The following is a 26410-nucleotide window of genomic DNA, read 5'->3' as shown; positions in this document are numbered from 1 at the left end:
CGGACCGAACAAGAGCACCAGAAAGGAAGCCGAAAACATGGCCGATCAGAAGCTCTCAGATGCCGCTCTCCTCAAGCTGGAGGGCGAGCTCTCCACGCGGTTCGACTCCGTGAAAGGCCAGCTGAAGACGCTGCAGGCGACGATCGACAGCCTGGAAGGCGCTTGGAAGGGCATCGGCGCCGGCGCCTTCAACACGAAGCAGGAAGAGATCAACCAGAAGATGGTCAGCATCGCCCATCGGCTCCTCAATTACCAGGAGGCCATCAAGGCGGCGCGAACAATTTCGGGCAACACCGAAGACGAAATCAAGCAGGCCCTCCAGGGCGTCGACGTCGTCAGCGGTTACTCGGGTGATGCGACCGCGGAGGCCAGGACCTCGAACCTCAACAACTTCTGACCTTGCCGCGCCCGTACTACGTACGAGGCCTTCATACCAAACCTAGATAAAACGGGAGGACCGCATGCCGAACAACAACGACGGCACGATGGTTGTCACTTACTCGAGCCTGGATCTCGCAGCCGGTGCCATTGACCGGCAGAGCAAGCAGCTCCAAGAGGACCTTGCGTCCATCAAGCGGATGATCGCCAATGTGTCCGAGCTCTGGGTGGGCGAAGCCAAGAGTGCCTATGACACCGCTCAGCGCGGCTGGGACAACGACGCCACGGCGATTCACACCGCCCTGAGCGAGATCTCCCGCAAGGTGCGCGAGGCTGGAGCTGCCTACCACGCCGGCGACAAGCGGGCGAGGGCCAACTTCGAGTAGAACTCGGCAGAACACAGGACAGGGTGGGCACGCACGGGAGGTGCCCACCCTGATCTATGCCGTGGGCCGTTTGGAGTGCCACGGCACCCCGAACGAACCGAGGAGGCGCGTCACTCGTACGTACCCAACGGCGAGAAAGCCGGACCGAACAACCAAGCCACAGTGGTTGTCGCTTACGCAAGCCTGGACCTGGCTGCCAGGGCCATCGACCGGCAGAGCGAGCAGCTTTAAGAGGACCTTGCGTCGATCAAGCGGATGATTGCCCATGTGTCCGAGCTCTGGGTGGGCGAGGCCAGGGAGGCGTGTGACGCGGCTCAGGCCGGCTGGGACCGCGACGCCACGGCGATTCTCACCGCCTTGAGCGAGATCGCTCGCAAGGTGCGCAAGGCGGACTTCGAGTCAGCGTGCGCCCCTGTCCGAGAATTGAGCAGGGGCACTGTCAGCAGGGCTGGATCCTGACAGGGCGCACACCACCATGTCCCTCAGGATTCGGCAGGGACGATGGCACTCACCAGGCTGTCTGCTATACCTCGACGTAACGGCCCTTTGCCCGGCGCCCCTTCCGGCCTGGTGACCATAAGTCGATCACTGCCAACTTAAGCACGGACACGGGTGGTTGACCGAGGCCACACCAGGCATCCGACGCTTCCCGGGCGCAGGGAAATCAGTTGGGTCGCGCGGTCGGGAGTTCGCAGCGACATCCGGAAACGGGTCTGTACAGCGAACGGCTCTGTCCCGTAATCGGTGGTGACCGTACGTCACTGTGTGTCAGGCTGGGGCGTGCTTGAGGTCAATGCCCTTGTGGGTGTGGTGTTTTCGGGTCTGTCTGCCCTGGTCATCGAGGGTGTGGCGGATGAGGGTGAGCTGGTCCGGGTGGTGGCGCGTACTCGCGATGATCCGGTGCCGTGTCCGGTGTGCGGGACGCCGACCGGGCGGGTGCACGGCTTTCACGGCCGGACGGTGGCGGACGTGGCGGTGGACGGCAGGCGGGTGGTGGTGTCGGTGAGGGTGCGGCGCCTGGTGTGCCCGGTGCTGGGCTGTCCGCGGCAGACGTTTCGTGAGCAGGTGCCCGGCCTGCTGGGGCGCTACCAGCGCCGGACGAACCGGCTCGCCGACCAACTCGGCAGCGTAGTCAAGGAGTTAGCGGGCCGGGCGGGCGCCCGCCTCTCCCGGGCTCTGGCCACCGCGGTGTCGCGCTCGACCGCCCTGCGGACGCTCATGCGACTGCCGCTGCCTCCGCGCCGGGTGCCGCGGGTGCTGGGCGTGGACGACTTCGCGCTCAAGCGCCGCCACCGGTACGCCACCATCGTGATCAACGCCGAGACCGGCGAGCGGATCGACGTACTCCCCGACCGCAGCGCGGACACCCTTGAGGCGTGGCTGCGCGAACATCCCGGCGCTGAGATCGTCTGCCGGGACGGCTCAGGCGCCTACGGCGAGGCCATACGCCGGGCCCTGCCCGCCGCGGTGCAGGTCAGCGACCGGTGGCACCTGTGGCACAACCTCTGCGACAAGGCCCTGGCCGAGGTCCGCTCCCACAGCTCCTGCTGGGCCACCGTCAACCCACCCCGCCCCGAGGGAGCACGCGGGCAGACCACCCGCGAACGCTGGCACCAGGTCCACGACCTCCTCGGCAAGGGCGTCGGCCTGCTCGAATGCGCCCGCCGCCTGAACCTCGCCCTCAACACCGTCAAGCGCTACGCCCGCACCCAGGAGCCCAACGCCCTGCGCCGGGCCCCGCAGTACCGGCCCACCCTCGTCGACCCCTACCGCGACCACCTGCGCGCCCGCCGGGCCGCGGACCCCGCCGTCCCCGTGCTTCAGCTCTTCCGCGAGATCAAGGAACTGGGCTACACCGGCAGCCTCAATCTTCTCTACCGCTACATCACCCAGGGCCGGGCCGAGGGCGACCGGCCCGTCATCACCCCGCGCCGCCTCGCCCGCCTTCTCCTCACCCACCCCGACAACCTGCGGGACAAGGACGCCGAACTCCTGTGTGAACTCACCGCCGCCTGCCCCGAGATGACCGAACTCGCGCGTCTCGTCAAGGAGTTCGCTGAACTCCTCACCCCCGCCACCGGCAACGACACCAAGCTCACTGAGTGGATCACAGCCGTCCGCGCCTGCAACCTGCCCCACCTGCACACCTTCGCGAACGGCCTCGAACTCGACCGCGCCGCGGTCAACGCCGGCCTCACTCACCCCCACCACAACGGCCGCACCGAGGGCGTCAACACACGCACCAAGAGGATCATGAGACAGATGCACGGCCGAGCCGGATTTCCCCTGCTCCGCCACCGCATCCTCCTCCAATGACCACCACATAGCGCTACCACCGATTACGGGACAGAGCCCAGCGAACGGTAGGACCGCGCCTCCTGTGTGACGCAGGTGCCGCACTGCTGGAATCACCTCAGCCCAGGGGCGGCAGCCGGGCCAGCCGCCGCCCCGTTTCCGGCGTGGAGAGCGCGCGGAGTACGAAGCGGGCGGGACGAGCCACACCGGGCTGCCCCGCTGCCCCGCCCGCGGCGCTACCGCTCCCCGTCCATGAGCCCCGACTGCACCAGCGGATTCCCCCGCCGCCGCGTGACGAAGACCCCGCGCCCCGGGGGCATCGGGCGTGGTCGTACGTTGCCGAGGACGTCCCCCTCGATGGGGTCACCCGAGAGCATCAGGCCCTGCGCGCCCAGCTCCATGATGCGCTGCATGAACGGCTCGTACAGGGCCCGTCCGGCCCCCGCCGTGCTACGGGCGATGATGAACCGGACGCCGACGTCACGTGAGAACGGCAGCATCTCCGTGAGCTTGGCCATCGGGTTCCCGCTGGACGTGGAGACCAGGTCGTAGTCGTCGACGACCACGTACACCGTCGGGCCGCTCCACCAGCTGCGTTCGCGCAGCTCCTGTGCCGTGACGTCGGGCGACGGCGTACGGCGCTTCATCAGGTCGTACAGCGCGTCCATGTGGTGCTCCATGTTGTTGGACATGGGCACGTACTCCGCCAGGTGCGTCGCAGGGGTGACGTCCAGGAGCGCTCGCCGGTTGTCGATGACGAAGAACTTGCAGGTGTTCCCGTCGTACCTCTCGGTCAGCTGCTTGATGAGCAGCCGCAGCAGATTGGACTTGCCGGACTCGCTCTCGCCGAACACCAGGAAGAACGGGTCGCGCTCGAAGTCGAGGAAGACCGGCTCCAGGTTGTTCTCGTCGATACCGAACGCGATGCCCCGCTCCGGATGCGCGTAGCCCGCGGGCAGCTCGTGCACCGGGAGTTCGCGGGGCAGCAGCCGGACCGCCGGGGCGGGCGCCGCGGTCCAGTGCCGGGCGACCTCCTGGTTCATGGCCGCCGTCGCCTCGGAGAGGTCGCTGTCGGAGTTGATGCCGTCGATTCGCGGTACCGCGGCCATGAAGTGCAGCTTCTCCGGCGTGAGACCACGACCGGGCACGCCGGCCGGCACGTTGACCGCGGCCTTGCGGTCCAGTTCGGAGTCCATGACGTCACCGAGCCGCAGTTCGAGCCGGTTCATCAGGTGGTCCTTGAGGTTGGCCCGGACCTCCATGGAGCGCGACGCCGTGACGATCAGGTGGATGCCGTATCCGAGGCCGCGTGCCGCGATGTCCACGGCCGCCGCTTCCAGGCCCTCGTAGTCCGTACGGAAGTTGCCCCAGCCGTCGATGATCAGGAAGACGTCGCCCCACGGCTGGTCCGTGACCGAGATGTCGCCGCGCGCCCGCAGCCTGCGGAAGGTGGCGATGGAGTCGATGCCCGCGCTGCGGAAGTACTCCTCGCGCCGCGCCATGATCCCGTACACCTCGGAGACCGTACGCCGCACCCGCTCCGGGTCGAGCCGGGAGGCGATCCCGCCGACGTGCGGCAGACCGGAGACCGAGGCCATACCGCCGCCACCGAAGTCGAGTCCGTAGAACTGGACCTCCTGGGGCGTGTGGGTGAGTGCGAAGCCCGCGATGAGTGTGCGCAGCAGCGTGGACTTGCCGGACTGCGGACCACCGGTGATCTGCATGTGGCCTGCCGCACCGGAGAAGTCCCGGTAGAGCGTGTCGCGCCGCTGTTCGTACGGCTTGTCGACCACACCCAGCGGTACGACGAGGCGGCCCGACCCTTCGAATCCGGACTGGGTCAGCCCACGGCCCTCGACCGCGGAGAGTCCCGGCAGGAGCTCGTCCAGCGACGGCGGGTTGTCCAGCGGAGGGAGCCACACCTGGTGCGCGGAGGCCCCCCGGCCCTCCAGCCGGCGCACGATCACATCGAGCACCGTGTCGGCCAGGGCGTCGTCCTCCGGTGTACGCGCGTCGGGCACCAAGGCCCCGGTCTGCGGGCTCGGCTGTACGTACTGCACCGGCACCGGAGCCGCCGTGAACACCACCGGCCTGCGGTCCACCGGCAGAGGGCCGGAGGATACGGCCGACTGGGGGCCCGAGCGGTACACCCCGGAGACGTACGCGGCCTTGAAGCGCACCATCTCGTCCGTGCCGTACTTCAGGTAGCCGGAACCGGGGACGTTGGGCAGGTGGTAGGCATCGGGCACACCCAGCGCCGCCCGGGACTCGCCCGCCGAGAACGTGCGCAGGCCGATCCGGTAGGACAGATAGGTCTCCAGACCGCGCAGCCGCCCCTCTTCGAGGCGCTGCGAGGCCAGCAGCAGATGGACGCCCAGCGAACGGCCGATGCGTCCGATCTGCACGAACATCTCGATGAAGTCGGGCTTGGCGGTCAGCAGTTCGCTGAACTCGTCGATGACCAGGACGAGGGAGGGGATGGGCTGCAGCGGGGCTCCCGCGGCGCGTGCCTTCTCGTAGTCGTGGATGTTGGCGTAGTTGCCCGCGTCGCGCAGCATCTCCTGGCGGCGGTTGAGCTCACCGCTGATGGAGTCACCCATGCGGTCCACCAGCGTCAGGTCGTCCGCGAGGTTGGTGATCACCGCTGCGACGTGGGGCATCTGTGCCATGCCGGCGAAGGTGGCACCGCCCTTGAAGTCCGCGAGGACGAAGTTGAGCGTCTCCGAGGTGTGGGTCACGGCAAGGCCGAGTACGAGCGTACGCAGCAGTTCGGACTTGCCGGAACCGGTGGCGCCGACGCACAGGCCGTGCGGTCCCATGCCCTCCTGCGCCGCTTCCTTGAGGTCCAGCATCACGGGGCTGCCGTCCTCGCCGACGCCGATCGGGACGCGCAGCCGCTCCGCCTGGGAGCGGGCCCGCCAGGTCCTGCTGACGTCGATCGAGGCCGCGTCACCGAGGTTCAGCAGATCGGTGAATTCGAGATTGGCGAGCAGCGGTTCGTCGTCGTCCCCGCCCGAGGCGACATGGAGCGGCGCCAGTTGCCGGGCCAGTGCTTCGGCGGCCTCATGGCTGAGCAGGTCGGGAAGGCCGTCGTAGACCAGACCGTGCCCGGACTCGAGCCGCAGCGAATGGGGGTGCACCACGACGGACAGGCCGCCGCGTGCCCCGTTGACCTCACCCGGTACGACCTCGACGACCGTCACGCCCTGGAGGCCTTCGGCCGCGGCGAGCGCCGACACGGGCGATACGGACTGGCCGTCGAGCACGACGACGACATGAGGCTGGTCCATGAGGGGCTGGCCATCGGGCTGGAAGCGCGGCCGGCCCTCGAGCCGGCCCGCGAGCATTTCCTCCAGCTCCGCGACGCTCGTGGTGATCAGACGGCGGACGCCGGCACCGTCGATGAAATCCGGGGCCTGGACGTGCGGAAGCCACTTCGCCCATTCCCAGCGCGCGGCAGCGTCCTGGTCCGTCGCGACGGCGATGATCAGGTCCTCGGGGGAGTGCAGCGAGGCGAGCGAACCGACCATCGCGCGGGCCGTGGAGCGGACGGACTCCGCTTCGCCGCTGATCGTCAGGTGGTAGAAGGCGCGCAGCGAGACCGCCATGGGCAGGCCGTCCAGCGTGCTGTGGGTCGTCAGGAACTGCTGCATCGCCCCCGCGGTCAGCGGCTCCAGCTCATCGACCGGCGCGGTCTCGGGCGCGATGAGCGGCGTGGCGAGTTCCTGACTGCCCAGGCCGATGCGTACCTGCGCGAAGTCGGCGTCACCGACGCGGCGCTCCCACACCCGGCTGCCCTCGGCGACAAGCGCCCACAACTGGTCCGGGGACGGGTGGAGATAGAACTGTGCGTCGCGCTGTTTGCCGGCTGTCTTCAGCACGGCGCGTCTGGTTTGCGTCAGATACTTCAGATAGTCACGCCGCATGTCGGCGAGCTGCCCCTGGGTGCCCCGACGGAAGCGGACCATCATCGCAACGGCCATGGCGACCGTCGACGCGATCATGATCATGCCCATGATCCGCATGATCGGGTTCGGGGTCATGAAGAAGAAGACGACGGAACCACCCATGCCGAGCATCGGCAGCAGCTGCATCATCACCCCCTCCTGCTGGCCGCGAGGCAGCTCGGGCGGAGGTTGCAACTGCACCTGCTCGTCCGGTACTTCGGAGGGCAGGGCCCGCGGTGGGCGCTTGACGACGATCTGGCTCACAGCTCACCAATTCCCTTGCCGGACAGAACTGTTCGTATCGGCGCCCCCGTGGCGACGGGCTCCATCCGCGGGAGGATCCTACTGACGTACAGGATGACCCGGGAGCGGTAGGGTGTCGCGACGCGTGTAAGCATTCGCTAACTACCGCAAGGAAACGGTCATTCGGGGCGCGAGCGAGGTCCGCGATCCCGGGTTCGTTTCAGGAGAACGATGAGGGGGAGCAGCAGGTGACTATGACGGCCCAAGCGGCGGCCACCGGACAAGGTCGGCCGGGTCCCGGAGTTCCGGCCGGCAACGGAACCGGTTTCTGCCGGGTCACGGTCGTCGCGCCCGACAGCCGCGTCGACGTGGCGCTGCCCGATGACATCCCCGTCGCAGACCTGTACCCGGAGATCCTCCGGCTGTCGGGACAGAGCCCCGCCCAGGGCGCTCCGGTCGGCTATCACCTGGTACGCCGCGACGGCACCGTCCTCGACAGCGGGCGCACCCTGGCCGGTCAGCGCATCCTCGACGGTGAACTGCTGTCCCTGCGTCCCTTCTCCGAGTCGCTGCCCCCCGCGGTCTTCGACGACGTCTCCGACGCCGTCGCCACCGCCGTCGCCCGGGACCGCACTCTCTGGGGCGACAGCCTCATGCGCGGAGCCGGGCTCTTCGGCGGGTCGCTCCTGCTGGTCCTGCTCGGTTTCGTGCTGTGGACCTCCGGCCCCCGGCACGACATGCACGGCCTGCCGGGCGTCCTTGCCGCCGTCATCGCCGTACTCGCTCTCGCGCTCGCCTGCGTACGCACGCGCGTGTACGACGACCGGGGATCGTCCACAGCTCTGGGGATCGGCGCGTTCACGAACGCCGCGGTCTCCGGTGCCGGGCTGCTGCCGCTCGGCGAGGGCCAGGGCATCGGCAGGCTCCAGTTCCTGCTCGCCTGCGCCGCCGTGCTGGTGGCGGCGGTAATCCTCATGATCGCCGCCCCCGGCGGGGACGGTCTCTTCGTCGCGTTCGTGTTCGCCGCCGCCGTCGGCCTGCTGGTGACCTTCGTCGCGATCATGACCGGCATGGAGCCTGCCGAGACTGCGGCGGTGTGCGCCCCGCTCTCCGTGGGTGTCCTCGCCTTCCTGCCAGGTCTCTCCACCCGCTTCGCCCGCCTCCCCATCGGCTTCGAGCCGCCCCGTACCACCGTCGGTGACTACGGGACGTCCGAACCGGCGCCGCAGGGCCCGGTCGACGCCGACCGCATTGCCGCCCAGGCGCGGCGCGGCCACGAACTGCTCGTCGGCCTGGTCGGCGGATGTGCGCTGGTGGCCGTGGGCGCCGCAGCCGTCCTGGGGTTCTCGGACAACATCTGGGGCCAGTTGTTGGCGCTTGCCACCGGAGTCGCCATGCTGATGCGCTCCCACCTGTTCCGCTACACGGCCCAGGTCGGCTGCGCCCTGGCGGCGGGTCTCGGCGCACTAGTGCTCCTGGGCCTCGGCCTGTCCCTCAATCCGCCGACCGAAATGCTGCACGAGGCCGTCGCGGGGGACAGCACCGCGCTCGACATCCGTACGATCTGGCTCACCGCAGCCGTCGCGGGCGGCGCCGCCCTGATCACTGCCATAGGGCTGATCGTGCCGCGCAAGGGAGTCACCCCGTTCTGGGGGCGCTTCCTGGAGATCGCCGAAGCGTGCGTGCTCCTGACGCTGATGCCCCTGTGCCTCGCCGTTTTCGATCTTTACCACTCGATCCGCGCCCTCACCAGCTGACCCTGCGGGCCCGCCCGGTCAAACCCAGCTCGGCCGGGCAAAAACAAGCCCGTGGGGCGATCGAGAACAAAGCGGCCCCCCGGCCGCTCCCGGGCCACCGCGCCCCGGCCGAACCGGCTCCGCCGGCCTGGTACGCTGTGTGACGGCCGTTTGTGTACGCGCCCCCGGATCATCCTGAGGGCTGCGCTCATCGGACCTTCGCCCCCGAGTAACGGAAGACCCCCTGAGATCAAGACCAGGGGCACTCGCGGGCGCATCGAACATCAAAGAGGAGTACCGCGTGTCGCTCGACGCCGCTACGAAGAAGCAGATCATGTCCGAGTTCGCCACCAAGGAGGGTGACACCGGTTCCCCCGAGGTCCAGGTGGCCATGCTCTCCCGCCGGATCTCGGACCTGACGGAGCACCTCAAGATCCACAAGCACGACCACCACTCCCGTCGTGGTCTGCTGATCCTGGTCGGTCAGCGTCGCCGCCTCCTGCAGTACCTGGCCAAGAAGGACATCCAGCGCTTCCGTGCCCTGGTCGACCGCCTCGGCATCCGCCGCGGTGCGGCCGGCGGCGCCAAGTAAGACGCCGTGAAGGGAGCGGTTCCCACGACTGAGGGAGCCGCTCCCTTTGCTGTATGCACGGGACGTGTCCGGCTCGCCCGGACGACCGGAATGCCAAGCTGAGCCGATTCTCAGTAACCTGGTCCCAGAACGTCCTACAGACGAGCGAGAAGCAGCCTCCCCGCCGCCGGTCCTCGGTAGTGGCCCCCGGACACAGCAACCCGGGTGCTTCGATCGAAGACCGGCCCGCCGATGGAGGGCTTCTCCGCACCGTCCCCCGCCACACGGGCGTGGGGGCGAGAAGACGATATGTATCGGAGAAAACGCTAGTGGAGAACGAGACCCACTACGCCGAGGCCGTTATCGACAACGGAACCTTCGGCACCCGCACCATCCGCTTCGAGACGGGCCGCCTGGCCAAGCAGGCCGCCGGCTCCGCCGTTGCGTACCTGGACGACGACACCATGGTGCTGTCGGCCACCACCGCGTCCAAGAAGCCCAAGGACCAGCTGGACTTCTTCCCCCTCACGGTCGACGTCGAGGAGCGGCAGTACGCCGCCGGCAAGATCCCCGGCTCCTTCTTCCGCCGCGAGGGCCGCCCCTCCGAGGACGCCATCCTCACCTGCCGCCTGATCGACCGGCCGCTGCGCCCCTCCTTCAAGAAGGGCCTGCGCAACGAGATCCAGATCGTCGAGACGATCATGGCGCTCAACCCCGACCACCTGTACGACGTGGTCGCGATCAACGCCGCCTCCTGCTCCACGCAGCTGGCGGGCCTGCCCTTCTCCGGCCCGATCGGTGGCACCCGTGTCGCCCTGATCAAGGGCCAGTGGGTCGCGTTCCCGACGCACACCGAGCTCGAGGACGCCGTCTTCGACATGGTCGTCGCCGGTCGCGTCCTCGAGGACGGCGATGTCGCGATCATGATGGTCGAGGCCGAGGCCACCGAGAAGACCATCCAGCTCGTCAAGGACGGCGCCGAGGCCCCGACCGAAGAGATCGTCGCCGCGGGTCTCGAGGCCGCGAAGCCGTTCATCAAGGCCCTCTGCAAGGCCCAGTCGGACCTCGCCGCCAAGGCTGCCAAGCCCACCGGCGACTTCCCGGTCTTCCTCGACTACCAGGACGACGTCCTGGAGGCGCTCACCGCCGCCGTCAGCACCGAGCTCGCCAAGGCGCTCACCATCGCTGGCAAGCAGGAGCGCGAGGCGGAGCTGGACCGCATCAAGGAGATCGCCGGCGAGAAGCTGCTCCCGCAGTTCGAGGGCCGCGAGAAGGAGGTCTCCGGTGCCTACCGCGCGCTGACCAAGAAGCTGGTCCGCGAGCGCGTCATCAAGGACAAGGTCCGCATCGACGGCCGTGGCGTCACGGACATCCGTACGCTCGCCGCCGAGGTCGAGGCCATCCCGCGCGTGCACGGCTCGGCGCTGTTCGAGCGTGGCGAGACCCAGATCCTGGGCGTCACCACCCTCAACATGCTCCGCATGGAGCAGCAGCTGGACACCCTCTCCCCGGTGACCCGCAAGCGCTACATGCACAACTACAACTTCCCGCCGTACTCCGTCGGTGAGACCGGCCGCGTGGGCTCGCCCAAGCGCCGCGAGATCGGCCACGGTGCGCTCGCCGAGCGCGCCATCGTGCCGGTGCTGCCGTCGCGCGAGGAGTTCCCCTACGCGATCCGTCAGGTCTCCGAGGCGCTGGGCTCCAACGGCTCGACGTCCATGGGCTCGGTCTGCGCCTCCACCATGTCGCTGCTGAACGCCGGTGTGCCGCTCAAGGCCGCCGTCGCCGGCATCGCCATGGGGCTGATCTCCCAGGAGATCGACGGCAAGACCCACTACGTCGCCCTGACCGACATCCTCGGTGCCGAGGACGCGTTCGGTGACATGGACTTCAAGGTCGCCGGTACGAAGCAGTTCGTCACCGCGCTGCAGCTCGACACCAAGCTCGACGGCATCCCCGCCTCGGTCCTGGCAGCCGCGCTGAAGCAGGCCCGCGACGCCCGCCTCCACATCCTCGATGTGATGAACGAGGCCATCGACGTCCCGGACGAGATGTCCCCGAACGCCCCGCGGATCATCACGGTCAAGATCCCGGTGGACAAGATCGGCGAGGTCATCGGCCCCAAGGGCAAGATGATCAACCAGATCCAGGAGGACACCGGCGCCGACATCACGATCGAGGACGACGGCACCATCTACATCGGTGCCCAGCAGGGCTCGCAGGCCGAGGCCGCCCGCGCCACGATCAACGCGATCGCCAACCCGACCATGCCGGAGGTCGGCGAGCGTTACCTGGGTACGGTCGTCAAGACCACCACCTTCGGTGCGTTCGTCTCCCTCATGCCGGGCAAGGACGGCCTGCTGCACATCTCGCAGATCCGCAAGCTCGCCGGTGGCAAGCGTGTGGAGAACGTCGAGGACGTGGTCGCGGTCGGAGCCAAGGTCCAGGTCGAGATCGCCGAGATCGACTCCCGCGGCAAGCTCTCCCTCATCCCCGTGATCGAGGGCGAAGAGGACGAGAAGAAGGACGACGCCGCCAAGTGACGTCCCGTAGTTCCGTGACGACGGCCCGCGCCTCCTTCGAGGCGCGGGCCGTCGCCCGTACCCAAACGCTTCTCAAGGGCAGCAACGGCATCGGCACCGTCCGCCGCACGGTCCTCCCCGGCGGTCTGCGGATCGTCACCGAGACCCTGCCCTCCGTACGCTCCGCCACCTTCGGGATCTGGGCCAACGTCGGATCACGCGACGAGACACCCACGCTGAACGGCGCGACGCACTACCTCGAGCATCTCCTCTTCAAGGGCACGGACCGGCGCAGTGCCCTCGACATATCGTCCGCGATCGACGCGGTCGGCGGCGAGATGAACGCCTTCACGGCGAAGGAGTACACCTGCTATTACGCGCGGGTCCTCGACACCGACCTGCCGCTGGCCATCGATGTCGTCTGCGACATGCTGACCGGCTCACTGATCGCCCCCGAGGATGTCGACGCCGAGCGCGGCGTCATCCTCGAAGAGATCGCGATGACCGAGGACGACCCGGGCGACTGCGTGCACGACCTGTTCGCGCACACGATGCTCGGCGACACCCCCCTCGGCCGCCCGGTCCTCGGCACCGTCGACACGGTCAACGCGCTCAGTCGCGGCCAGATCGCCCGCTTCTACAAGAAGCACTACGACCCGACCCGCCTGGTCGTCGCCGCGGCGGGCAATGTCGACCACGCCACGGTCGTCCGCCAGGTCCGCCGGGCCTTCGAGCGTGCCGGCGCGCTGACCCGCACCGACGCCGTCCCGGTCGCACCGCGCCAGGGATCCCGCACCCTGCGCACCGCAGGCCGGGTCGAGGTACTGAACCGCAAGACCGAGCAGGCCCACGTCGTCCTCGGCATGCCCGGTCTGGCCCGCACCGACGAGCGCCGCTGGGCACTCGGGGTACTCAACACCGCCCTCGGCGGCGGCATGAGCTCCCGCCTCTTCCAGGAGGTACGGGAGAAGCGAGGCCTCGCCTACAGCGTGTATTCGTACACCTCCGGCTTCGCCGACTGCGGACTCTTCGGCGTGTACGCGGGCTGCCGGCCCAGCCAGGTCCACGATGTCCTGAAGATCTGCCGTGACGAGCTCGACCGGGTAGCGTCCGACGGACTGAGCGACGAGGAGATCGGCCGCGCCATCGGCCAGCTCTCCGGCTCCACCGTCCTCGGCCTGGAGGACACCGGTGCGCTGATGAACCGTATCGGCAAGAGCGAGCTGTGCTGGGGCGAACACATGTCGGTCGACGACCTGCTGTCCCGGATGGCGCAGGTCACCCCCGATGACGTCCGGGCGGTGGCCGGCGAAGTCCTCGGACAGCGACCGTCGCTCTCCGTCATCGGTGCGCTCAAGGACAAGCAGGCCGGCCGCCTCGACGAAGCGGTCTCCTAACTCCACCCGTAAGGAAGCAGAGCAATGAGCAAGCTGCGCGTGGCCGTTCTCGGCGCCAACGGCCGCATCGGATCAGAAGCCGTACGAGCCGTCGAGGCCGCCGACGACATGGAACTGGTGGCCGCTCTCGGCCGGGGCGACAAGCTGGAGACCCTCGTCGAGAACGACGCCCAGGTCGTGGTCGAACTCACCACGCCCGGGTCGGTGATGGGGAACCTCGACTTCTGCATCCGGCACGGCATCCACGCGGTCGTCGGCACAACCGGCTGGACCGACGAACGGCTCGCGCAGCTGAACACCTGGCTCTCCGGCTCCCCGGAGACCGGTGTGCTCATCGCGCCGAACTTCTCCATCGGCGCAGTCCTCACCATGAAGTTCGCCGAGCAGGCAGCCCGCTACTTCGAGTCCGTCGAGGTCATCGAACTGCACCACCCCAACAAGGTCGACGCCCCGTCCGGCACCGCCACCCGCACCGCCCAGCTGATCGCCGAGGCCCGGCGGAAGGCCGGCTGCGCCCCGCAGCCGGACGCCACGGCCACGGCGCTCGACGGCGCCCGCGGTGCGGACGTGGACGGGGTGCGGGTCCACGCGATCCGGCTCCGTGGCCTCCTGGCCCACCAGGAAGTGCTGCTCGGCGGCGAGGGAGAGACCCTCACCATCCGCCACGACTCCCTGCACCACAGCAGCTTCATGCCGGGCATCCTGCTCGGCGCACGCCGCGTGGCGACCACCCCGGGCCTCACCTTCGGCCTGGAACACTTCCTCGACCTGAACTGACTGAGCCCACCGCCATGCGCGCAAAGATCACTTATCTCGTCACCGCTGCCGTCCTGGTCTTCTACTTCGTCCTGGTCGGCAGCCGTGGCCTGCTCCTCATCGAGCACGGCACGCTGATCACGGTCACCTTCGGGGTCGCGGTGCTGATCCTGCCGGTGATCGGCATCTGGTTCCTCTGGAAGAACACCCAGTTCGTCCGCAGGGCCAACGCCCTCGCTGCGGAGTTGGACTCCGAGGGCGGCCTGCCGGTCGACGAACTGGTCCGCACCCCGGGAGGCCGTATCGACCGCGACTCGGCCGACGCCGTGTTCGCACGGCGCCGCGAGGAGACCGAGGATTCCCCGGACGACTGGCGCTGCTGGTTCCGCCTCGCCGTCGCCTACCAGGACGCCCGGGACACCCCTCGCGCCCGCAAGGCCATGCAGCGCGCCATCGCCCTGCACATGAACCCGACCCCGACGGGCGCACCGGGCTCGTCCGCCACCTCGGTCCCGTCCGGCGACTGAGGACATCGTTCGAGCGCGTACGGCGACCGAGGACAGAACCGGCCGCCGTGCGCCAAGTCCATGCCGCAGCCGAGACGGGCGTCTCGCGCACGACGGATCGCACGCGGGTACGCACCGTCGCGAGGACGTTGAAGCAGCAGCCGGCCAACGGGGTCGTCGGGGTCGTGCACGCCGGCGCCGATCTGGAGCTTCACGCCGTTGCCGATGAGCTCGTCGACGATGTCGCGGGCGTCCTGGATGGATCGGGCCAGCCGGTCGAGTTCGGTCACCACGAGGATGTCGCCGGCCCGCACGCAGCGAGTGCCTCACGACACCCGGCGACCTGCGGCAAGATGGAGCCGTGCCAACTGAGTCGGACAAGATTGAGCTGAGCGAACACGAACTTCGTGAGATCGCGGGCTATGCGGCTGATTGTGCGCGCAGGGCGCTGTCGATCTTCGAACAGAGTCTTCCTGCTGACACGCGCCCTCGCGACGCCATCGATGCAGCACGCGTTTTCGCTGAGGGCGGCCGACGCACGGCCGCTCTGCGACAGAGCGGTTGGGCGGCGTTCAGAGCAGCGCAGGAAGCCGATTCACCCGCTGCGGTCGACGCGGCACGAGCGGCAAGCCATGCGGCCGGCGCCGCGTTTCTTCATCCCCTGGCAAATGCTCATCAGGTGAAGCACATTCTCGGTGCGGCAGCGCATGCGGCGCGTGCAGAAGAGCTGGCATTCGGAGAAGACCAGAGTGTCACTGCGGGGACCCTTGAATGGGCGCGTCATCACGCACCGCCATCGGTCACCGCGGTGCTCGGCCGTTTTCCCGCCGCACCTTCCGGAGGCGGGCGCGTGGGAGAGTTCATTCGCGATCTCGACGCCGCTCTCCGCGCCTGAGAGGGCGATCAGATGCCACAGGCCCCGGGCGGACCCCGCCAGAGGCGGCCGGCACTGCGCGCACCCGCGAGGGATGACAGCCCAGCGCGCGGGCGATCACCCGACCAGGATCACCACGTCCCCACCGCTCCCACAGCTCGACTTCCTGTTCGCGCGAGAATCCCACGCCCACCTCCGACCGGCATCATCCACAACGGGTGATGCATCGACCGGTTGAGACCGCCTCCAGTGTGAGGACGCTCGTCCGCCTTGCGAAGCACCGCTTCTGACGCCGTGCGCCGATCCGCCACGAATTACCGGACAACCCTTAGACCGGCCGGCAATTGGGGGGTGGCGTCACGGGGCTGGGGCACGCACCTCGCGGTGTTGTCGTCCATCACCATGTTCCCCGAGCTCTCGGCTTCGCTCGAGCAGGGGAGGCCCATTCGCCGTGGCTCAATCCTCCGCCTTGCGATGCACGCACCCCAGCCCCGCTCCTTCACCCACCCCCACTTGTTGGTCGGTCTTAACCGCGCCGGTACTCGTCCCCCCACGCCTCGATCGTGTCGGCGGCCCGGTCGAACGCCTCGCCACGCCCGAGGAAGTCCGCATTGCAGTCGGTGAGCAGCGGCGGCACGGCCTCGCCACCCTTCCGTACGACGATCAGAGCCTGACCCTGCACGGTGCGTGGGAACCCGAGCCACCTCACCGGCTGCTGCACCGTACGGACCGTGGCGGCCCGGTCCCACGGCACGGTCGTCGTCACCAAGAAGCCCACCCGCCGCACCCCGTGCCGGCTCACCCAGGCACCCATTCGCAGCAGTCGCAGGGCGCAGAAGATCACCACAAGGGCGAGCCCGACACAGAGGGCAGCCCCGGGCAACGCCCCGGCAAACGCGATGATCATGCCCGCGATGAGCACGAACGAGGCGAGCAACAACAGGGTGGCCGCCGTTGCGACCCGCCACGGCCCGGGGCGGTAGGGGCGCCGCCAGCTGTCGTGGTCGTCGAACGGCAGCGCAATGTCCTCAGCGCTCGCGTCAAACGCGCGGTCGGCCGTCAGAAAGGGCAGGGGCACGACTGATCCTCACTCACAAGCATGCTCGATTGCTGTGTCCGGTGAGGCTACCGAGCAGGCCCCCGCCCCTACCACCCCAGGGGTCCGTACGAGTCAGCGGTGGGCGGCCTCGGTCTGCTGGCTGTGCGACGGAGCCTGCTCCGGGGCGAGGGCGGGAAGGCCGAGGAGCAGCGATCCGGCGAGACCGGCGATCACGGTCAGCCCCACGAGGGAGTGGGCCGCCAGCTGCGAGACGGTGGCGCGCTCCCGGGGCGGCGGGGCGACATTGCTGCGGAATCGGTCGGCCTCGGCTACGAAAGCGAACGGGACGGCTTCACGCCGGCGGAACATGAGGAAACTCTCCTTGAGATCTGATAGGGACGGTGCTACCGAGTCAGACGCACGGCGGGCCCGTTCGGTGCCCCGAATCGCCGAATTCGCCGAAGAAATCCTCGGACGGACCTTCTGAGGCACGTTGTCAGTGGCGGCCCGTAGAGTGGGCGCCGCCCGAGCGACGCAATTGGAAGGACCCCGCCGGTGACCGAGACCCCCGAGCCCGTAAAGCCCAGCTTCCGCAGCGAGGTGACCGTCGAGCTGGTGAAGCACTCCGCGGCCGACTCCGACGTCCTCTTCGCCGCCCGTGTCTCCACGGCCGGAGAGCAGTCCCTCGAAGAGGTCACCAAGGACCCGGAGCGCTCGAAAGGGCTCATCAACTTCCTGATGCGGGACCGTCACGGATCCCCGTTCGAGCACAACTCGATGACGTTCTTCATCAGCGCACCGATCTTCGTGTTCCGCGAGTTCATGCGCCACCGCGTCGGCTGGTCGTACAACGAGGAATCGGGCCGCTACAGGGAGCTGGAGCCGGTCTTCTACGTCCCCGGTGAGGCCCGCAAGCTCGTCCAGCAGGGCCGCCCCGGCAAGTACGAGTTCGTCGAGGGCACCGCGGCCCAGCAGGAGCTCACCGGCCGCGTGATGGAGGACTCGTACCGCCAGGCGTACGAGGCGTACCAGGAGATGCTCGCCGCCGGCGTCGCACGCGAGGTCGCCCGGGCCGTGCTCCCGGTCGGCCTGTTCTCGTCGATGTACGCCACGTGCAACGCACGCTCGCTGATGCACTTCCTCGGTCTGCGCACCCAGCACGAGCTGGCGAAGGTCCCGTCCTTCCCGCAGCGTGAGATCGAAATGGTCGGCGAGCAGATGGAGGAGCACTGGGCGAGGCTCATGCCGCTCACCCATGCAGCCTTCAACAAGAATGGACGCGTAGCCCCGTAAGCGGTGTCCGTATTGCGACGTTTCGTGAAGTTCATCTAGGCTGATCAAACGGACCCGGCACTGCTTGAACCCCCGAGCAGGCAGTGCCGGGCTCCTCTCCCTTGTCCCCCCGAGGGACCACCGGGCGCTGAGCAGCGAGTAGCGTGTTACCCATGGCTCCGATCTCCACTCCGCAGACTCCCTTCGGGCGGGTCCTCACCGCGATGGTCACGCCCTTCACGGCGGACGGCGCACTCGACCTCGACGGTGCCCAGCGGCTCGCCGCCCACCTGGTGGACGCAGGCAATGACGGCCTGATCATCAACGGCACCACCGGCGAGTCCCCGACCACCAGTGACGCGGAGAAAGACCAGCTCGTACGGGCGGTCCTGGAAGCTGTAGGGGACCGGGCCCATGTCGTCGCCGGCATCGGCACCAACGACACCCGCCACAGCATCGAGCTCGCCCGCACGGCTGAGGGCTCCGGCGCCCACGGCCTTCTCGCGGTCACGCCGTACTACAACAAGCCGCCGCAGGAAGGCATCTTCCGCCACTTCACGGCGATCGCGGACGCCACCGGTCTCCCGGTGATGCTCTACGACATTCCCGGCCGCAGCGGTGTGCCGATCGACACAGAGACGCTGGTCCGGCTCGCTGAGCACCCGCGTATCGTCGCCAACAAGGACGCCAAGGGCGACCTCGGCCGCGCAAGCTGGGCCATCGCCCGGTCCGGCCTCGCCTGGTACTCGGGCGACGACATGTTGAACCTTCCGCTGCTCTCGGTCGGCGCAGTCGGCTTCGTCTCCGTCGTCGGTCATGTCGTCACCCCCGACCTGCGCGCCCTCATCGAGGCGTATCTCGGCGGCGACGTCCAGAAGGCCACCGAGATCCACCAGAAGCTCCTGCCGGTCTTCACCGGCATGTTCCGCACCCAGGGTGTGATCACCACCAAGGCCGCGCTGGCGCTCCAGGGCCTGCCCGCAGGCCCGCTGCGCCTTCCTCTGGTGGAACTCACCGCACAGGAAGCGGCCCAGCTCAAGATCGACCTCGCCGCCGGTGGGGTACAGCTGTAACCACAGACTTCACAACTGAATAAGCGAAGAACACTCACAAGAGCGACGTCAGAGAACAGCAAGTGCACGAATGACATGGACGCCACGTGCCTCAGCGGTACGTGGCGTGCGTGGTAAGGAGAGTCTTTTGAGTCATCCGCATCCTGAACTCGGCACCCCGCCGAAGCTCCCGAAGGGCGGCCTCCGCGTCACCCCGCTCGGCGGCCTCGGCGAAATCGGCCGCAACATGACGGTTTTCGAGTACGGCGGCCGCCTGCTCATCGTCGACTGCGGAGTGCTCTTCCCCGAGGAGGAGCAGCCCGGAATCGACCTGATCCTGCCGGACTTCTCCACGATCCGGGACCGCCTCGACGACGTCGAGGGCATCGTCCTCACGCACGGCCACGAGGACCACATCGGTGGCGTCCCGTATCTGTTGCGCCTGAAGCCGGACATCCCGCTCATCGGCTCCAAGCTGACCCTCGCACTCATCGAGGCGAAGCTTCAGGAGCACCGGATCCGTCCGTACACCCTTGAGGTGGCGGAAGGCCAGCGCGAGCGCATCGGCGTCTTCGACTGCGAGTTCATCGCGGTCAACCACTCCATCCCGGATGCCCTCGCGGTCGCCATCCGCACCCCCGCGGGCATGGCCGTCGCGACCGGTGACTTCAAGATGGACCAGCTCCCGCTGGACGGCCGTCTCACCGACCTGCACGCCTTCGCCCGGCTGAGCGAGGAAGGCATCGACCTCCTCCTCTCCGACTCGACGAATGCAGAGGTGCCCGGCTTCGTACCGCCCGAGCGGGACATCTCCAACGTCCTGCGCACGGTCTTCGCGAACGCCCAGAAGCGCATCATCGTGGCGAGCTTCGCCAGCCACGTGCACCGCATTCAGCAGATCCTGGACGCGGCACACGAGTACGGCCGCCGGGTCGCCTTCGTCGGCCGCTCGATGGTCCGCAACATGGGTATCGCCCGCGACCTCGGTTATCTGCAGGTCCCCGCGGGCCTGGTCGTCGATGTCAAGACCCTCGACGACCTGCCGGACGACGAGGTCGTGCTGGTCTGCACGGGCTCGCAGGGCGAGCCGATGGCCGCGCTGTCCCGGATGGCCAACCGCGACCACCAGATCCGGATCGTCCAGGGCGACACGGTGATCCTGGCGTCGTCCTTGATCCCGGGCAATGAGAACGCCGTCTACCGCGTGATCAACGGCCTGACCCGCTGGGGTGCCCATGTCGTCCACAAGGGCAACGCCAAGGTCCATGTCTCGGGCCACGCTTCGGCCGGCGAACTGCTGTACTTCTACAACATCTGCAAGCCGAAGAACCTGATGCCGGTGCACGGCGAATGGCGCCACCTGCGGGCCAACGCCGAACTGGGCGCCCTTACGGGTGTTCCCAAGGACCACATCGTCATCGCCGAGGACGGCGTCGTGGTCGACCTCATCGACGGCAAGGCCAAGATCGTCGGCAAGGTCCAGGCGGGTTACGTCTACGTCGACGGCCTCTCGGTCGGAGACGTCACCGAGATCTCCCTCAAGGACCGCCGCATTCTCGGCGAAGAAGGCATCATTTCGGTCTTCATCGTGGTCGACAGCTCATCCGGCAAGATCACGGGCGGCCCCGACATCCATGCCAGGGGTTCCGGTATCGACGACGCGGCATTCAGCGCCGTCGTACCGAAGATCGAGGAAGCGATCAACAAGTCCGCCCAGGACGGCGTGATGGAGCCGCACCAGCTGCAGCAGCTCGTCCGCCGCACGGTGGGCAAGTGGGTCTCCGACACCTACCGTCGGCGCCCGATGATCCTCCCTGTCGTCGTGGAGGTCTGACCCTCCGACAGGCGCGAACTCCGGAGCGGGGCTCCCGATTTGCATCGGGCGCCCCGCTCCAGTATGTTTACGGCTCCGCCTGACCGGGAAGCAGCCCGCGCACTCGTGCGCAGCGGCCGCCCTGAGCAGGTCGGAAATTCCGACTCAGAACTTCTGATAAAGTCGGATCCGCCGAAAGGCAAAGGCCACTCCAAAGGCCACCGGAATCAAATTCGGACCGGAAACGGAAACGAAAAAGAGTCTGGTAAGGTTGGAACCGCCGGAAAGGGAAACGCGAAAGCGAAGAACTGGAAAGCGCAGTAACAAATCTTCTGCTTCGCAGAGGGCCCGCTTCGACCGGGAATCGGACACGAAAGAGTCTGATAGAGTCGGAAACGCAAGACCGAAGGGAAAGCCCGGAGGAAAGCCCGAGAGGGTGAGTACAAAGGAAGCGTCCGTTCCTTGAGAACTCAACAGCGTGCCAAAAGTCAACGCCAGATATGTTGATACCCCGGCCTGCTTCGGCAGGTTGGAGGTTCCTTTGAAAGTCCTGCCGGGCCTCACGGTTCCGGTAGGCAATTACACAGCGAGGACGCTGTGAACGATCGGTCCTATTCCGACCGGTCGTTCCGCTCTCGTGTGTGTCATCCCGATTACGGGAGAACATTCACGGAGAGTTTGATCCTGGCTCAGGACGAACGCTGGCGGCGTGCTTAACACATGCAAGTCGAACGATGAAGCCCTTCGGGGTGGATTAGTGGCGAACGGGTGAGTAACACGTGGGCAATCTGCCCTTCACTCTGGGACAAGCCCTGGAAACGGGGTCTAATACCGGATAACACTCTGTCCCGCATGGGACGGGGTTAAAAGCTCCGGCGGTGAAGGATGAGCCCGCGGCCTATCAGCTTGTTGGTGGGGTGATGGCCTACCAAGGCGACGACGGGTAGCCGGCCTGAGAGGGCGACCGGCCACACTGGGACTGAGACACGGCCCAGACTCCTACGGGAGGCAGCAGTGGGGAATATTGCACAATGGGCGAAAGCCTGATGCAGCGACGCCGCGTGAGGGATGACGGCCTTCGGGTTGTAAACCTCTTTCAGCAGGGAAGAAGCGAAAGTGACGGTACCTGCAGAAGAAGCGCCGGCTAACTACGTGCCAGCAGCCGCGGTAATACGTAGGGCGCAAGCGTTGTCCGGAATTATTGGGCGTAAAGAGCTCGTAGGCGGCTTGTTGCGTCGGTTGTGAAAGCCCGGGGCTTAACCCCGGGTCTGCAGTCGATACGGGCAGGCTAGAGTGTGGTAGGGGAGATCGGAATTCCTGGTGTAGCGGTGAAATGCGCAGATATCAGGAGGAACACCGGTGGCGAAGGCGGATCTCTGGGCCATTACTGACGCTGAGGAGCGAAAGCGTGGGGAGCGAACAGGATTAGATACCCTGGTAGTCCACGCCGTAAACGTTGGGAACTAGGTGTTGGCGACATTCCACGTCGTCGGTGCCGCAGCTAACGCATTAAGTTCCCCGCCTGGGGAGTACGGCCGCAAGGCTAAAACTCAAAGGAATTGACGGGGGCCCGCACAAGCAGCGGAGCATGTGGCTTAATTCGACGCAACGCGAAGAACCTTACCAAGGCTTGACATATACCGGAAAGCATCAGAGATGGTGCCCCCCTTGTGGTCGGTATACAGGTGGTGCATGGCTGTCGTCAGCTCGTGTCGTGAGATGTTGGGTTAAGTCCCGCAACGAGCGCAACCCTTGTTCTGTGTTGCCAGCATGCCCTTCGGGGTGATGGGGACTCACAGGAGACTGCCGGGGTCAACTCGGAGGAAGGTGGGGACGACGTCAAGTCATCATGCCCCTTATGTCTTGGGCTGCACACGTGCTACAATGGTCGGTACAATGAGCTGCGATGCCGCGAGGCGGAGCGAATCTCAAAAAGCCGGTCTCAGTTCGGATTGGGGTCTGCAACTCGACCCCATGAAGTCGGAGTTGCTAGTAATCGCAGATCAGCATTGCTGCGGTGAATACGTTCCCGGGCCTTGTACACACCGCCCGTCACGTCACGAAAGTCGGTAACACCCGAAGCCGGTGGCCCAACCCCTTGTGGGAGGGAGCTGTCGAAGGTGGGACTGGCGATTGGGACGAAGTCGTAACAAGGTAGCCGTACCGGAAGGTGCGGCTGGATCACCTCCTTTCTAAGGAGCACTTCTTACCAAGCTTGCTTGGTCAGAGGCCACTACGTCGGCAAATGTTCGACGGTGGTAGCTCATGGGTGGAACGTTGACTATTCGGCACGACAGGTTGTTTTTCACTAGTACTGCTTCGGCGTGGAACGTGGGAAGGGATCGGTTGTGTCGGGCACGTTGTTGGGTATCTGAGGGTACGGCCGTATGGTCGCCTTCAGTTGCCGGCCCCAGTGAACTCACCTGATAAGGGTGGGGTGATGGGTGGCTGGTCGTTGTTTGAGAACTGCACAGTGGACGCGAGCATCTGTGGCCAAGTTTTTAAGGGCGCACGGTGGATGCCTTGGCACCAGGAACCGATGAAGGACGTGGGAGGCCACGATAGGCCCCGGGGAGCTGTCAACCGAGCTTTGATCCGGGGGTGTCCGAATGGGGAAACCCGGCAGTCGTCATGGGCTGTCACCCGCTGCTGAACACATAGGCAGTGTGGAGGGAACGAGGGGAAGTGAAACATCTCAGTACCCTCAGGAAGAGAAAACAACCGTGATTCCGGGAGTAGTGGCGAGCGAAACTGGATGAGGCCAAACCGTATGCGTGTGATACCCGGCAGGGGTTGCGCATGCGGGGTTGTGGGATCTCTTTTTCACGGTCTGCCGGCCGTGAGACGAGTCAGAAACCGTTGATGTAGGCGAAGGACATGCGAAAGGTCCGGCGTAGAGGGTAAGACCCCCGTAGCTGAAACATTGACGGCTCGTTTAAGAGACACCCAAGTAGCACGGGGCCCGAGAAATCCCGTGTGAATCTGGCGGGACCACCCGCTAAGCCTAAATATTCCCTGGTGACCGATAGCGGATAGTACCGTGAGGGAATGGTGAAAAGTACCGCGGGAGCGGAGTGAAATAGTACCTGAAACCGTGTGCCTACAAGCCGTGGGAGCGTCGCTGTTGTTCTTCGGAGCAACAGTCGTGACTGCGTGCCTTTTGAAGAATGAGCCTGCGAGTTTGCGGTGTGTTGCGAGGTTAACCCGTGTGGGGAAGCCGTAGCGAAAGCGAGTCCGAATAGGGCGTTTTAGTAGCACGCTCAAGACCCGAAGCGGAGTGATCTAGCCATGGGCAGGTTGAAGCGGAGGTAAGACTTCGTGGAGGACCGAACCCACCAGGGTTGAAAACCTGGGGGATGACCTGTGGTTAGGGGTGAAAGGCCAATCAAACTCCGTGATAGCTGGTTCTCCCCGAAATGCATTTAGGTGCAGCGTCGTGTGTTTCTTGCCGGAGGTAGAGCACTGGATAGGCGATGGGCCCTACCGGGTTACTGACCTTAGCCAAACTCCGAATGCCGGTAAGTGAGAGCACGGCAGTGAGACTGTGGGGGATAAGCTCCATGGTCGAGAGGGAAACAGCCCAGAGCATCGACTAAGGCCCCTAAGCGTACGCTAAGTGGGAAAGGATGTGGAGTCGCAGAGACAACCAGGAGGTTGGCTTAGAAGCAGCCACCCTTGAAAGAGTGCGTAATAGCTCACTGGTCAAGTGATTCCGCGCCGACAATGTAGCGGGGCTCAAGCGTACCGCCGAAGTCGTGTCATTCCAGCGTATAGGGCCAACGCCTGCTGGGATGGGTAGGGGAGCGTCGTGTGCCGGGTGAAGCAGCCGCGGAAGCGAGTTGTGGACGGTTCACGAGTGAGAATGCAGGCATGAGTAGCGATACACACGTGAGAAACGTGTGCGCCGATTGACTAAGGGTTCCTGGGTCAAGCTGATCTGCCCAGGGTAAGTCGGGACCTAAGGCGAGGCCGACAGGCGTAGTCGATGGACAACCGGTTGATATTCCGGTACCCGCTTTGAAACGCCCAATACTGAATCAGGCGATGCTAAGTCCGTGAAGCCGGCCCGATCTCTTCGGAGTTGAGGGTAGTGGTGGAGCCGACGAACCAGACTTGTACTAGGTAAGCGATGGGGTGACGCAGGAAGGTAGTCCAGCCCGGGCGGTGGTAGTCCCGGGGTAAGGGTGTAGGGCGTGTGGTAGGCAAATCCGTCACACATGAGTCTGAGACCTGATGCCGAGCCGATTGTGGCGAAGTGGATGATCCTATGCTGTCGAGAAAAGCCTCTAGCGAGTTTCATGGCGGCCCGTACCCTAAACCGACTCAGGTGGTCAGGTAGAGAATACCGAGGCGTTCGGGTGAACTATGGTTAAGGAACTCGGCAAAATGCCCCCGTAACTTCGGGAGAAGGGGGGCCATCACTGGTGATTGGATTTACTCCATGAGCTGGGGGTGGCCGCAGAGACCAGCGAGAAGCGACTGTTTACTAAAAACACAGGTCCGTGCGAAGCCGTAAGGCGATGTATACGGACTGACGCCTGCCCGGTGCTGGAACGTTAAGGGGACCGGTTAGCTGACTTTCGGGTCGGCGAAGCTGAGAACTTAAGCGCCAGTAAACGGCGGTGGTAACTATAACCATCCTAAGGTAGCGAAATTCCTTGTCGGGTAAGTTCCGACCTGCACGAATGGCGTAACGACTTCTCGACTGTCTCAACCATAGGCCCGGTGAAATTGCACTACGAGTAAAGATGCTCGTTTCGCGCAGCAGGACGGAAAGACCCCGGGACCTTTACTACAGTTTGATATTGGTGTTCGGTTCGGCTTGTGTAGGATAGGTGGGAGACTTTGAAGCAGCCACGCCAGTGGTTGTGGAGTCGCCGTTGAAATACCACTCTGGTCGTGCTGGATGTCTAACCTGGGTCCGTGATCCGGATCAGGGACAGTGTCTGATGGGTAGTTTAACTGGGGCGGTTGCCTCCTAAAGAGTAACGGAGGCGCCCAAAGGTTCCCTCAGCCTGGTTGGCAATCAGGTGTTGAGTGTAAGTGCACAAGGGAGCTTGACTGTGAGACCGACGGGTCGAGCAGGGACGAAAGTCGGGACTAGTGATCCGGCAGTGGCTTGTGGAAGCGCTGTCGCTCAACGGATAAAAGGTACCCCGGGGATAACAGGCTGATCTTCCCCAAGAGTCCATATCGACGGGATGGTTTGGCACCTCGATGTCGGCTCGTCGCATCCTGGGGCTGGAGTCGGTCCCAAGGGTTGGGCTGTTCGCCCATTAAAGCGGTACGCGAGCTGGGTTTAGAACGTCGTGAGACAGTTCGGTCCCTATCCGCTGCGCGCGTAGGAATATTGAGAAGGGCTGTCCCTAGTACGAGAGGACCGGGACGGACGAACCTCTGGTGTGCCAGTTGTCCTGCCAAGGGCATGGCTGGTTGGCTACGTTCGGAAAGGATAACCGCTGAAAGCATCTAAGCGGGAAGCCTGCTTCGAGATGAGTATTCCCACCCCCTTTGAGGGGTTAAGGCTCCCAGTAGACGACTGGGTTGATAGGCCAGATGTGGAAGCCTGGTAACGGGTGGAGCTGACTGGTACTAATAGGCCGAGGGCTTGTCCTCAGTTGCT

18 protein-coding genes, 2 rRNA genes and 1 pseudogene are annotated in these 26410 nt (G+C 65.9%); 16 read left to right on the top strand and 5 right to left on the bottom strand.

The window, feature by feature from the left end; genetic code table 11:
• Nucleotides 1–37: 37 nt before the first annotated feature.
• The 4 genes from OH809_RS12470 (at nt 38) to OH809_RS12455 (ending at nt 3080) form a co-directional block, all read left to right on the top strand.
• Complete coding sequence (locus OH809_RS12470) at nt 38–397, top strand: WXG100 family type VII secretion target (RefSeq protein WP_406422323.1); 360 nt, start codon at nt 38–40, stop codon at nt 395–397.
• A 64-nt stretch (nt 398–461) separates the two neighbouring features.
• Nucleotides 462–764: a WXG100 family type VII secretion target gene (locus tag OH809_RS12465; protein WP_406422324.1), complete on the top strand. Its 303-nt coding sequence runs from the start codon at nt 462–464 to the stop codon at nt 762–764.
• 246 nt (nt 765–1010) lie between these two features.
• Complete coding sequence (locus OH809_RS12460; RefSeq protein WP_406425229.1) at nt 1011–1223, top strand: WXG100 family type VII secretion target; 213 nt, start codon at nt 1011–1013, stop codon at nt 1221–1223.
• Nucleotides 1224–1574: 351 nt separating this feature from the next.
• Nucleotides 1575–3080 (top strand): ISL3 family transposase, encoded by a 1506-nt coding sequence (locus tag OH809_RS12455; RefSeq protein ID WP_406516242.1) that lies wholly within the window; start codon nt 1575–1577, stop codon nt 3078–3080.
• Nucleotides 3081–3295: 215 nt separating this feature from the next.
• On the opposite strand, the gene eccCa is transcribed toward OH809_RS12455, so the two are convergent.
• The gene (gene eccCa / locus OH809_RS12450) at nt 3296–7270 is read right to left on the bottom strand and encodes a type VII secretion protein EccCa (protein WP_406422325.1); all 3975 of its coding nucleotides are present in this window, start codon (nt 7268–7270) and stop codon (nt 3296–3298) included.
• Nucleotides 7271–7503: 233 nt separating this feature from the next.
• On the opposite strand from eccCa, the gene eccD reads away from it, so the two are divergent.
• The 6 genes from eccD to OH809_RS12420 all read left to right on the top strand — a co-directional run bounded on the left by eccD (nt 7504) and on the right by OH809_RS12420 (nt 14758).
• On the top strand, nt 7504–9006 hold the full coding sequence (gene eccD / locus OH809_RS12445; RefSeq protein ID WP_406422326.1) for a type VII secretion integral membrane protein EccD: 1503 nt from the start codon (nt 7504–7506) through the stop codon (nt 9004–9006).
• Nucleotides 9007–9286: 280 nt separating this feature from the next.
• The gene (gene rpsO / locus OH809_RS12440; protein WP_406422327.1) at nt 9287–9577 is read left to right on the top strand and encodes a 30S ribosomal protein S15; all 291 of its coding nucleotides are present in this window, start codon (nt 9287–9289) and stop codon (nt 9575–9577) included.
• 308 nt (nt 9578–9885) lie between these two features.
• Nucleotides 9886–12099: a polyribonucleotide nucleotidyltransferase gene (locus tag OH809_RS12435; RefSeq protein WP_406422328.1), complete on the top strand. Its 2214-nt coding sequence runs from the start codon at nt 9886–9888 to the stop codon at nt 12097–12099.
• Entirely contained in the window at nt 12096–13475 is a 1380-nt protein-coding gene (locus OH809_RS12430) for a M16 family metallopeptidase (RefSeq protein ID WP_406422329.1), read from the top strand. Before OH809_RS12435 ends, OH809_RS12430 begins: the two co-directional genes overlap by 4 nt.
• Before the next feature lie 24 nt (nt 13476–13499).
• Complete coding sequence (gene dapB / locus OH809_RS12425) at nt 13500–14252, top strand: 4-hydroxy-tetrahydrodipicolinate reductase (protein WP_406422330.1); 753 nt, start codon at nt 13500–13502, stop codon at nt 14250–14252.
• 14 nt (nt 14253–14266) lie between these two features.
• Nucleotides 14267–14758 carry a hypothetical protein gene (locus OH809_RS12420; RefSeq protein ID WP_406422331.1) on the top strand — a complete coding sequence of 164 codons (492 nt, stop codon included), beginning with the start codon at nt 14267–14269 and terminating at the stop codon, nt 14756–14758.
• 188 nt (nt 14759–14946) lie between these two features.
• On the opposite strand, the pseudogene OH809_RS12415 reads toward OH809_RS12420, so the two are convergent.
• Nucleotides 14947–15027 (bottom strand): annotated as a pseudogene (locus OH809_RS12415) (recombinase); the annotation flags it as partial.
• 71 nt (nt 15028–15098) lie between these two features.
• Between OH809_RS12415 and OH809_RS12410 the strand changes: the two are divergent.
• Entirely contained in the window at nt 15099–15632 is a 534-nt protein-coding gene (locus OH809_RS12410) for a putative immunity protein (RefSeq protein ID WP_406422332.1), read from the top strand.
• Nucleotides 15633–16137: 505 nt separating this feature from the next.
• On the opposite strand, the gene OH809_RS12405 is transcribed toward OH809_RS12410, so the two are convergent.
• Nucleotides 16138–16689, bottom strand: coding sequence for a hypothetical protein (locus OH809_RS12405; protein WP_406422333.1), 552 nt, complete (start codon nt 16687–16689; stop codon nt 16138–16140).
• A gap of 93 nt (nt 16690–16782) precedes the next feature.
• A complete protein-coding gene (locus OH809_RS12400) occupies nt 16783–17019 on the bottom strand; it encodes a hypothetical protein (protein ID WP_406422334.1) in 237 nt (78 codons plus the stop codon).
• A gap of 186 nt (nt 17020–17205) precedes the next feature.
• On the opposite strand from OH809_RS12400, the gene thyX reads away from it, so the two are divergent.
• The 3 genes from thyX (at nt 17206) to OH809_RS12385 (ending at nt 20808) form a co-directional block, all read left to right on the top strand.
• Nucleotides 17206–17943: an FAD-dependent thymidylate synthase gene (gene thyX / locus OH809_RS12395; protein WP_406422335.1), complete on the top strand. Its 738-nt coding sequence runs from the start codon at nt 17206–17208 to the stop codon at nt 17941–17943.
• Between the two features lie 152 nt (nt 17944–18095).
• Nucleotides 18096–18995 (top strand): 4-hydroxy-tetrahydrodipicolinate synthase, encoded by a 900-nt coding sequence (dapA, locus tag OH809_RS12390; protein WP_406422336.1) that lies wholly within the window; start codon nt 18096–18098, stop codon nt 18993–18995.
• Nucleotides 18996–19122: 127 nt separating this feature from the next.
• Nucleotides 19123–20808: a ribonuclease J gene (locus tag OH809_RS12385; protein WP_406422337.1), complete on the top strand. Its 1686-nt coding sequence runs from the start codon at nt 19123–19125 to the stop codon at nt 20806–20808.
• 144 nt (nt 20809–20952) lie between these two features.
• Here the strand turns inward: OH809_RS12385 and OH809_RS12380 are convergent, their stop codons facing one another.
• Complete coding sequence (locus OH809_RS12380) at nt 20953–21366, bottom strand: hypothetical protein (protein WP_406422338.1); 414 nt, start codon at nt 21364–21366, stop codon at nt 20953–20955.
• Nucleotides 21367–21453: 87 nt separating this feature from the next.
• On the opposite strand from OH809_RS12380, the gene OH809_RS12375 reads away from it, so the two are divergent.
• A 16S ribosomal RNA gene (locus OH809_RS12375) occupies nt 21454–22979 on the top strand.
• A gap of 299 nt (nt 22980–23278) precedes the next feature.
• A 23S ribosomal RNA gene (locus tag OH809_RS12370) occupies nt 23279–26403 on the top strand.
• Together the 16S and 23S rRNA genes form the textbook arrangement of a ribosomal RNA operon.
• Nucleotides 26404–26410 lie beyond the last annotated feature (7 nt).

The sequence above is a fragment of the Streptomyces sp. NBC_00873 genome (genome assembly GCF_045207415.1).
GTDB lineage: Bacteria > Actinomycetota > Actinomycetes > Streptomycetales > Streptomycetaceae > Streptomyces.
This window is presented reverse-complemented; position numbering and strand designations above follow the sequence as displayed.

What these genes read in the sequence shown, in the direction of transcription:
- dapA (WP_406422336.1), top strand. Translation starts at nt 18,096, where the DNA reads ATGGCTCCGATCTCCACTCCGCAGACTCCCTTCGGGCGGGTCCTCACC.
- OH809_RS12420 (WP_406422331.1), top strand. Translation starts at nt 14,267, where the DNA reads ATGCGCGCAAAGATCACTTATCTCGTCACCGCTGCCGTCCTGGTCTTC.
- OH809_RS12400 (WP_406422334.1), bottom strand. Translation starts at nt 17,019, where the DNA reads ATGTTCCGCCGGCGTGAAGCCGTCCCGTTCGCTTTCGTAGCCGAGGCC.
- OH809_RS12465 (WP_406422324.1), top strand. Translation starts at nt 462, where the DNA reads ATGCCGAACAACAACGACGGCACGATGGTTGTCACTTACTCGAGCCTG.
- dapB (WP_406422330.1), top strand. Translation starts at nt 13,500, where the DNA reads ATGAGCAAGCTGCGCGTGGCCGTTCTCGGCGCCAACGGCCGCATCGGA.
- eccD (WP_406422326.1), top strand. Translation starts at nt 7,504, where the DNA reads ATGACGGCCCAAGCGGCGGCCACCGGACAAGGTCGGCCGGGTCCCGGA.
- OH809_RS12470 (WP_406422323.1), top strand. Translation starts at nt 38, where the DNA reads ATGGCCGATCAGAAGCTCTCAGATGCCGCTCTCCTCAAGCTGGAGGGC.